This window comes from Rhizobacter sp. P2_H2, assembly GCF_056403375.1.
The window spans coordinates 1-1,832 of the sequence record NZ_JBFUFP010001056.1 but is presented as its reverse complement, the minus strand read 5'-3'; the positions used below and the strand labels follow the sequence as shown (position 1 = coordinate 1,832).

Genomic DNA, 1,832 nt, shown 5'->3' with positions numbered 1-1,832 from the left:
GCAGCAGGTCGACATCCTGGTGCCGAACGAGAGCGAGGCGGCGGTGCTGCTCGGCGMGGCGCTGGCACCGGCCGATGCAGCGGCGCGGCTGCGCGAGCGCGGGCCGGCGACGGTGATCGTCACGCTGGGCGCCGACGGCGTGCAGTGCGCCGACGAGCGCGGCAACGTGCACGCGCCGGCGCCGCGCACGCAGGCGGTCGACACCACCGGTGCCGGTGACACCTTCATCGGCGCGTTCGCCGCCGCGCGCTGTGCCGGCGTGGCCTTGCACGCCGCGATCGCGCATGCGCAGCGGGCCGCGGCGTTCAGCGTCGCGCGGCCCGGCACGATCGACGCGATGCCGTTCGCGCGCGACCTGCAACCGGCGGTCGAGGCGTCGTGAAGAAGACGCCGCTGCTGCACCGGGACTTGTCGCTGCTGGTCGCGCGGCTGGGCCATGGCGACCTGGTCGTGATCGCCGATGCCGGGTTGCCGGTGCCGGCGGGCACGCCGTGCATCGACCTGGCGCTGACGCGCGGCGTGCCGTCGTTCGACCAGGTGCTGCAGGTGCTGCTCAGCGAGATGCAGGTGGAGCGCGCCGCGCTGGCCGACGAGGCGCTGCAGCGCAGCCCCGCGTTCGTCGCGCAGGCCGGCGAGCGCCTGCAGGGCGTGCCGGTCGAGCGGGTGTCGCACGACGAGCTGAAACGGCGCAGCGCCTCGGCGCGCGCGATCGTGCGCAGYGGCGAGTTCACGCCGTACGCGAACCTGCTGCTGTACGCCGGCGTCGTGTTTTGAGCGTTGCTTCGAAGCACTGAACGCGCCAGCCGCCGCGAAGCCAGGCACGCGCGGGCGCGGAGGTACTTCGATGAGCGGCTTTGCAGGCACGCTACAGTCGCGGCCCATGGACCTTGCCGCCGAACTGTCGAGCCTGCACCAGCCGCTGCTGCGGTTTGCGCAACTCCAGCTGCGCCACGACAGCCTCGCCGAGGACGTGGTGTCGGAGACGCTGCTGGCGATCCTCGAGGCGCCGGAGCGCTTCGAAGGCCGCAGCACGCTGAAGACCTACGCGACCGGCATCCTGAAGTTCAWGATCATCGATGTGCTGCGCCGGCGCGGCCGCGAGATCCACGTAGAGCCGTTGGCCGAGCAGAGCGTCGACGACGCGCTCGATGCGCTGTTCGCGGCCGACGGCCACTGGCGCGACGCGCCACCGGCCTGGCAGCACCCGGAGCGGGCGCTGGAGCAGGCGCAGTTCTTCGACACGCTGCAGCTGTGCATCGACAACCTGCCGCCGAAGCTGGCCCGCATCTTCATGATGCGCGAGTGGCTGGAGCTGGAGATCGACGGCATCTGCGGCGAGCTGCAGATCACCGCCAACAACTGCAGCGTGATGCTGTACCGCGCGCGCATGCAGCTGCGCGAGTGCCTGCAGCTGCGCTGGTTCAAGGATGCGGCATGACGACGACGACCCCACCGCCCGCGAGCACGCCGGACGACGACATCGACTGCCGTGCCGCCTCGCACCTGCTGAGCGCCGCGCAGGACGGCCCGCTGCCGCCCGACGACGCGCGCCGGCTGGCGGCGCACCTGCCGATCTGCCGCATGTGCCGCAACGTGCAGGGGCAGCTCGAGTTGCTGCGCAGGAGCGCGCGCGAGCTGGGCAGCGGGGACTGATCAGCGCGTGGCCGGCAGCGGCACCGCCTCGGCCATCGCGCGGTGCCCGGCGTCGCCCGGGTGCAGGTGGTCGCCGGAGTCGAAGGCCGGCTGCAGGCGCGACGGCTGGGCCGGGTCGCGCAGCAGCGCGTCGAAATCGAGCACCGCGTCGAACTCACCGCTGGCGCGGATCCACGCAT

Annotated in this window: 4 protein-coding genes and 1 pseudogene; 4 read left to right on the top strand and 1 reads right to left on the bottom strand. The window is 72.7% G+C overall.

All coding sequences use genetic code 11. From position 1 onward, the window contains the following. The 4 genes from AC1D15_RS29970 to AC1D15_RS29955 all read left to right on the top strand — a co-directional run. The coding region (locus tag AC1D15_RS29970) for a PfkB family carbohydrate kinase (RefSeq protein ID WP_477828887.1) at positions 1–382 on the top strand (382 nt) is incomplete at its 5' end. Next, positions 379–774: a D-ribose pyranase gene (gene rbsD, locus AC1D15_RS29965; RefSeq protein ID WP_465113033.1), complete on the top strand. Its 396-nt coding sequence runs from the start codon at positions 379–381 to the stop codon at positions 772–774. The genes AC1D15_RS29970 and rbsD, both read left to right, overlap by 4 nt. Before the next feature lie 106 nt (positions 775–880). Beyond that, the gene (locus AC1D15_RS29960) at positions 881–1,438 is read left to right on the top strand and encodes a sigma-70 family RNA polymerase sigma factor (RefSeq protein WP_477828886.1); all 558 of its coding nucleotides are present in this window, start codon (positions 881–883) and stop codon (positions 1,436–1,438) included. Continuing rightward, the gene (locus tag AC1D15_RS29955) at positions 1,435–1,653 is read left to right on the top strand and encodes a zf-HC2 domain-containing protein (RefSeq protein ID WP_477828885.1); all 219 of its coding nucleotides are present in this window, start codon (positions 1,435–1,437) and stop codon (positions 1,651–1,653) included. The genes AC1D15_RS29960 and AC1D15_RS29955 overlap by 4 nt, the downstream gene beginning before the upstream one ends. On the opposite strand, the pseudogene AC1D15_RS29950 reads toward AC1D15_RS29955, so the two are convergent. Further along, positions 1,654–1,832, bottom strand: a pseudogene (locus AC1D15_RS29950) (SGNH/GDSL hydrolase family protein); the annotation flags it as partial.